3 protein-coding genes are annotated in these 7,144 nt (G+C 46.0%); 2 read left to right on the plus strand and 1 reads right to left on the minus strand.

Going from position 1 to position 7,144, the window contains the following annotated elements; genetic code table 11:
- Positions 1-6: 6 nt before the first annotated feature.
- Together OQJ75_RS13190 and OQJ75_RS13195 are read left to right on the plus strand one after the other, a co-directional pair.
- A complete protein-coding gene (locus OQJ75_RS13190; RefSeq protein ID WP_265973783.1) occupies positions 7-1,512 on the plus strand; it encodes an inactive transglutaminase family protein in 1,506 nt (501 codons plus the stop codon).
- Positions 1,513-1,515: 3 nt separating this feature from the next.
- Positions 1,516-2,496 carry an alpha-L-glutamate ligase-like protein gene (locus OQJ75_RS13195; RefSeq protein ID WP_048616279.1) on the plus strand — a complete coding sequence of 327 codons (981 nt, stop codon included), beginning with the start codon at positions 1,516-1,518 and terminating at the stop codon, positions 2,494-2,496.
- A gap of 119 nt (positions 2,497-2,615) precedes the next feature.
- Here the strand turns inward: OQJ75_RS13195 and fdhF are convergent, their stop codons facing one another.
- Complete coding sequence (gene fdhF / locus OQJ75_RS13200; protein ID WP_265973784.1) at positions 2,616-6,845, minus strand: formate dehydrogenase subunit alpha; 4,230 nt, start codon at positions 6,843-6,845, stop codon at positions 2,616-2,618.
- Positions 6,846-7,144: the final 299 nt, after the last annotated feature.

Raw genomic sequence — 7,144 nt, forward strand, 5'->3', positions numbered from 1 at the left:
TAAGCTATGACGTCAAGAATTCCATTTTATATCTCTATATTCCTGCTTATCGTGGCAGGTATAACACTGAGTATGTTCAGACATACGACCTACGGTGTACCTTGGACTCCAGGGGAAACCAGACAGGTTTGGGACGTTGAAGCTCGCATCGAGTTCAATGCAGTAGGCAAAGAAGCAAAAGTTTCCTTAGCGGCTCCTCATACTCAGTCTAACTACACACTTATCGGCGAATCGGCTTCATCGCCAGGTTACGGTATCTCTTACTTGAATACCGAATCAGGTCGCCGTGCAGAGTGGTCTATTCGATACGCAGATGGCCCTCAAACCATCTACTACAAAACACAATTCCTAGTCGACAACCAAGCAAAAGTTGATGCTATCGCACCAGAAGGTGAAGTTGCACAGCCAAGCTTCGACGGCCCTGAAGAAGCGGCTTCTCTTGCATTGATTGATAGAGCAACAAAGCGTTCTGCTGACAATATCACTTTTACCCGCGAGCTCATCAAAACACTTAATGATCCAGACAGCCAAAACTCAGCGCTGATTCTGAACAACATGACCAAAGTGGAAGCGACACACAAGCTACTTTCAACGGCGAAAATACACAACAAAGTAGTTGGTGTTATCGAGCTAGAAGATGGTCGTCGTCGTCAGTCGATTCAAAACATGATTCAGATCTGGGATAACGACGAGTGGGTTCTATTCTCTCCTGAATCAAGCGAACAACAAGTTCAACCAAACCTGCTGATTTGGGATGAATCAAACGTTTCTCTACTGGATGTTGTTGGCGGTCAGAACAGTAAAGTTCACTTCTCTATGATTGCTCAAGAGGTTTCACCAACGGAAGCAACCAATAGTAAAGTCTCTGCTGACCAACTGTTAAACCTTTCAATTCACAGCCTACCGTTAGAAGAACAAGCGATGTTTAAAACCATCATGCTGATTCCCATCGGTGCTCTGATTGTTGTGTTCCTACGTGTCATTATCGGTCTGAAAACGTCTGGTACGTTCATGCCAGTACTGATTGCGGTAGCCTTTGTACAAACACAACTGGTAACGGGTATTGTTGGCTTCCTACTTATTGTAGGTACGGGTCTGATTATTCGAAGTTACTTGTCCAAACTCAACTTGCTCTTGGTAGCCAGGATATCCGCCGTAATCATCACGGTAATCATGATTATCTCTGTGTTTACTGTGGTCGCGTTTAAAGTCGGTCTGACTGAAGGTCTATCTATTACGTTCTTCCCAATGATTATCCTATCTTGGACTATCGAACGTATGTCTATCTTATGGGAAGAAGAAGGCGCGAAAGAAGTAATGCTACAAGGTGGTGGTTCTCTATTCACTGCGGTTCTTGTTTACTTAGGCATGACTAACCCGTTCATTCAGCACTTAACGTTTAACTTTATTGGTTTACAACTTGTTATTCTAGCGACCATCTTGCTACTAGGTAACTACACAGGATACCGTCTAACCGAGCTTCGTCGCTTTAAACCGCTAGCGGAGGACTAAGTTATGTTTGATCAGTTTACTTCACCGTTTAGGTTGAAAGACAAAGGCATAATGGGAATGAACAAGCGTAACCATAGTTATATTGGTCGCTACAATGATCGTTCCAAGTATCCACTCGTTGATGACAAGCTTAAGACGAAGATCATTGCTGAACAGGCTGGTGCTACTGTACCAAAACTGATTGGCGTGATTGGTCATCAAGCTGAAGTAAAAACAATCCACAAGATGGTAAAAGAGTGGCCGGGTTTCGTAATCAAGCCAGCTCAAGGCAGTGGTGGTAAAGGTATCCTTGTTGTGACTTCTCACAAGGACGGCGTTTACACCAAGCCATCGGGTTCGACTATCAATGAAGAAGACGTAGAGCGTCACATCAGTAACGCTCTCGCGGGTCTTTTCTCTCTCGGTGGTAAGAACGATGTTGCGGTAGTTGAAAACCTCATCAAGTTTGACGAGTGTTTTGACGGCTTCAGTTACGAGGGCGTGCCAGATGTACGAATCATTGTATTCAAGGGCTACCCTGTCATGGCGATGATGCGTCTATCTACTTCAGCTTCTGATGGTAAAGCTAACTTGCACCAAGGCGCTGTGGGCGTAGGTATCTGTATCGCTACGGGTAAAGCCGTTCGCGCGGTTCAGTTTGACCACCCAGTGACTCACCACCCAGATACAGGGAAAGAGTTGGCGCTACTTCAAGTACCGCATTGGGAAAAGCTGCTAACACTTGCATCAAGCGCTTGGGAAATGACGGGCCTTGGTTACATGGGTACGGACATGGTTTTAGACCAAGAAGAAGGCCCGATGGTACTGGAGCTAAACGCTCGTCCTGGATTAGCAATACAGATTGCAAACGGCGCAGGTTTATTACCTCGCTTGCATCATATTGAAAACCTGGGCACACCCGCTGAATATCCAAAACCAGCAGAGCGCGTTGCCTACGCTGCTAAGCAATTTGGTGTTCACGGTAGCGAAATTGTCCCAAGCTAATCTAAATAAAAAGCGAAACGACTGAGTAAGTTCATACTGAATATAGCTCGATAAAAAACCGCATAGCTCTAAGAGTTACGCGGTTTTTTAATGCCTGCAATTTAACTTAGCGGATTAGGTTAAGCCTCTGTTACTTCACTCTCTGGCTCACGAATGGGATCAATACGCACAGCCGCCACCTTAAACTCAGGGATCTTGGCATGCGGATCCGTCGCTGTCGTAGTCAAACGGTTCACTGGAGACTCCACGAAATGGAATGGAATAAACACCACGCCCTTTTGCATTCGCTTAGTGACAAACGCCGCGATTTCTATTTCACCACGACGTGTTGATACTTTAAGCATCTGACCATTCGAGATACCTAACGCCTCAGCATCATGAACACTCACCATAGCACGCGGCCCTGCTAAGTTATCCAGCCCTTTTGTTTTACGTGTCATGGTTCCGGTGTGGAACTGTTCAAGAATGCGGCCTGTCGTTAATACTAACGGGTATTCCGCATCCGGAAGCTCAGCAGCGTATCTAAACGGAATCGCCTCCATTTGACCACGCCCACGCGTAAATTGGGTCTGGTGCATGATACGCGTGCCATCTGGGTTATTCTTATTACTTGGCCATTGCACGCCGTTGACCGTAATGTTCTCCCAACGTAAACCACCATATTGCGGAGTCACTCTTGCTATCTCATTGGTGATATCGGCAACGGTGTTGTAGTCCCAGCCGCCGCCCATTGCGTTGGCTAGCATTTGGATAATCACCCAATCTTCCTTCGCTTCACCTGGAGGCACTACCGCAGGATTAATACGTTGAACACGACGCTCGGTATTAGTGAAGTGACCGGATTTTTCTGCAAATGAACAAGACGGAAGAACCACATCAGCATACTGCGCCGTTTCGGTTAAGAAGATGTCTTGAACGACAAGGAAATCCAACGCTTCAATTCCTTCAATCACGTGCGCTTGGTTTGGATCACTGAGCACTGGATTTTCGCCCATCACGTATAAACCACGTACATCACGGTGACACGCCGCATCAATAATCTCTGTGAGCGTTAAACCCGTTTCAGCAGGCAAATCAGCAACGCCCCACTCCATCGCAAACTTTTGACGAACCATTGGGTTATACACTTTCTGATAACCCGGCAGATTGTTTGGCAACGCGCCCATATCACATGCACCTTGCACGTTAGATTGACCACGTAATGGGTTGATACCACCACCTTCAATACCAATGTTGCCGCATAAGAGTTGCAGGTTAGCAATTGAGCGAACGTTGTCGTGCCCTGTGGTGTGTTGCGTAATACCCATTGAGTAATACACCGCAGTGCGTTCCGCAGTACCAATCAAACGCGCCATCGCGAAGATATCTTCCGCTTTCACCCCAGTAACCAGTTCGACCTTATCCAAGGAATAGCTTGGTGACATCACCTCTTGCAACAAGGTATCAAAGCCATCAACTCGATCTTCGATATAATCTTGATCATACCAACCGTGCTTGATGATTTGCTGCATCACACCGTTGATCAACATTACGTCAGTACCCGGTCGATGCGCTAAGTAAAGTTCAGCATGATCGGCAATATCGATCCTTTTTGGATCGGCGACAATAAGACGAGCACCACCATGTCTCACCGCTTGCTTGATATGCGAACCAATAATTGGGTGCGCCGAAGTGGTATCTGAACCAATAATAAAGATCACATCTGAGTGCTTGATACTCGGAATATCATTGGTCATCGCTCCACTGCCCAGAGAAGCTTCAAGCCCAGTTACGGTTGAAGCGTGGCAAAGACGAGCGCAGTGGTCGACGTTGTTGGTTCCAAGCTCACGGCGGATGAATTTTTGGAAAGCATAGTTGTCTTCGTTGGTGGTTTTAGCCGATGAGAAACCCGCTAGAGCATTGCTGCCAAAGCCTTGTTTAATCGCAGTAAATTTATCAGCGATCAATTTAATCGCTTCATCCCAACTTGCGGGTTGTAGCCAGCCATCTTTGCGGATTAACGGTGTGGTTAAACGCGCATCGCTGCCCACAAAATCGAAACCAAACCGCCCTTTCACACACAACATCCCCTCATTGACCGGAGAGTCCCCGCCCTCGATATAACGGATTTTGTTCTTTGCTTCATCAACATGCATGGTGAGCTTGCAACCCACACCACAATAGGTGCAGATGGTATCGACTTTCTTGAGTAGGTCTGTGTCTCCCTGCTTTCTATCACGAGCATCCACCATTGCACCAGTTGGACACGCCTGAATACAAGATCCACATTGAACGCAGTTTGAGTCGCCCATTAAGGTCTTGTCTGCCCCAAAATTAGGACGACATTCAGGTCTTGATGCCGGCTTACCATCAGATTGATTCATGAAGCTTAAAACACCATGAACATTCTGTTCACGACACGCTTGGATACACTGGCCGCAACTGATACAGCGGTTGGCATCAAAGATAATAAATTCTGAACTGTCATCAACTGCGAATTTTTGTCTTGTTAAACCAACCTTAGCTTCTTCAGCGCGAATAGCTTGCCAGCTGTCGTTAGAAGCTACATCGATTTTATATTCTGGATGCGTTTGCGTTGCCTTGTATTCGGTCGAGTAGTCTCGTAGGTCGCAATCGGTATTGGCTTGGCAGCCACATTCTAGGCATCTTGCTGCTTCCGCAATTGCATCGGCATTATCAAATCCTGTTTCTACTTCATCGAAGCTTTGCTCGCGTTGTTCTGGGGTGAGCTCTGGCATGATTTTACGCGCCATACGTTGTATGGACTGGTATTGCTCAGGATCCACCGCTTTTAGCTGCTTGTGCTTTCTTGAATTAAACGGTTTAGCCGGAATGTTTTCCATATCACCATGGAAAAAGCGGTCGATCGCTTGCGCAGCAATTCGGCCATCCCCCACCGCTTCGACAGCGGTTGCTGGGCCACGTCGGAAATCGCCAATACTGAAGATATTGCCTGTTCCCGTGTGCATGGTTTGCGGATCGGCATCAGCGGTATTCCAACGAGTAAGAGGAATCTCAATCTCTTCATTGTCCATAAAGCTCAGATCAGGCTTTTGCGACACGGCAGCAATCACGGTATCGAAATCCTCAACAAAAAACTCACCCGTCGGTTTCGGGCTTCGTCGACCCGATGCATCCGCGGGGCCAAGCGCCATGCGTTCTAATCGGATTTCAGATACATGACCATTCTCATCAGCAATATTTTCAGCAGGGTTGGTCAAGAAATGGAATTTGACGCCTTCGTGTTCAGCTTCTTCGATTTCGTAATCTTCCGCCGGCATCTCATCTCGTGTTCGTCGATAAATTAGCGTGGTATCAGCACCATCACGAACTGCGGTTCGAGCGCAATCAATCGCGGTATTACCACCGCCAATGACAGCTACCTTTTTACCCGTGATGTATTGTTTATCGGTGACATAGTCCTTTAAATAATCGACGCCAAGGTAACAACCTACTAAATCACTTCCGGCGTAATTCATCTCAACGGCTTGTGATGCACCAACCGCTAAACAAACCGCATCGAAGTCGTTGCTTAAATCAGACAATGTAAAATCAACGCCCAACTTTTTGTCACACTCTACAGACATCCCGTTACGACACATTAGCTCGATTTCTTTGTCTAGAATCGACTTAGGTAAACGGTATTCAGGGATACCGTAACGTAGCCAACCACCAGCCTTAGGCATCGATTCATAAACACTGACATCGTAACCCTCATTCGACAAGTAATAGCCTGCGGTAAGGCCACCAGGCCCACTACCGACAATCGCAATGCTCTTGCCTTTATTGGGCTTCTTCGTAGGCATATAGCTTTCTTGAGCGGCTAAGTCCGCATCGGCAGCGTGTCGTTTGAGTTGGCGAATCGCGATGGATTCATCGACTAAGTTACGACGACATTCGGTTTCACAGAAAGCAGGACACACACGACCAATTGAAAGCGGCATTGGCAATGTCTTTTTGATCACTTCAATCGCTTTGATGTGATCATTTTGAGCAATATGGTGTAGGTAAGATTGGATATCGACCCCAGCAGGACAGGCAGTTTGACATGGCGCCTCACAGTCAGCGTAATGATCGGTCATGATGCGATTCAACGCTTCTTGTCGATGATTCGTTAGCTGTTTTGACTGAGTGGTAATATTCAACCCATTAGACACTTCAAGCTCACAAGAGCGAGTAACACCAACGCCATCAACTTCAACGACACACAAATCACACGGTACTTTATCCGCTGTTTTGTTCAAACCACATAAAGATGGGATCTCCAAACCACATGTTTTTGCCGCTTCAAGAACGGTTTGCCCTTGCTCGACGATTCGATATTTCCCATCAATAACGATTTGAATCATACCTAAGTCCTACCTTTACCTTTCGCACACGCGAGTTATCAATAATTAAAATTTAAGTAATACAATATTATTAATATTATTAATATTATTAAATCTATTTCATTACCATACATTATTTGTGGTTTTGTGCGTGTGACCTCAAACAAGTTCCATTGATAATAACCATAAGGTATGAGTGGTCTTATCAGTAGCAACGAGAGGATTGAGAGGGAGTTGTTCTGTTGTAGATGTTAGATTCAAGGTACAAAAATGTATGGTCCGCCCCGTTATTGCAACTACAATTGAGTAATAACGGAGTT

The sequence above is a fragment of the Vibrio sp. 14G-20 genome (assembly GCF_026241515.1).
Taxonomy (GTDB): Bacteria; Pseudomonadota; Gammaproteobacteria; order Enterobacterales; family Vibrionaceae; genus Vibrio.

Bases quoted from the DNA above. Each gene is read 5' to 3' on its own strand.
- OQJ75_RS13190 (WP_265973783.1), top strand. From the start codon at position 7: ATGACGTCAAGAATTCCATTTTATATCTCTATATTCCTGCTTATCGTG.
- OQJ75_RS13195 (WP_048616279.1), top strand. From the start codon at position 1,516: ATGTTTGATCAGTTTACTTCACCGTTTAGGTTGAAAGACAAAGGCATA.
- fdhF (WP_265973784.1), bottom strand. From the start codon at position 6,845: ATGATTCAAATCGTTATTGATGGGAAATATCGAATCGTCGAGCAAGGG.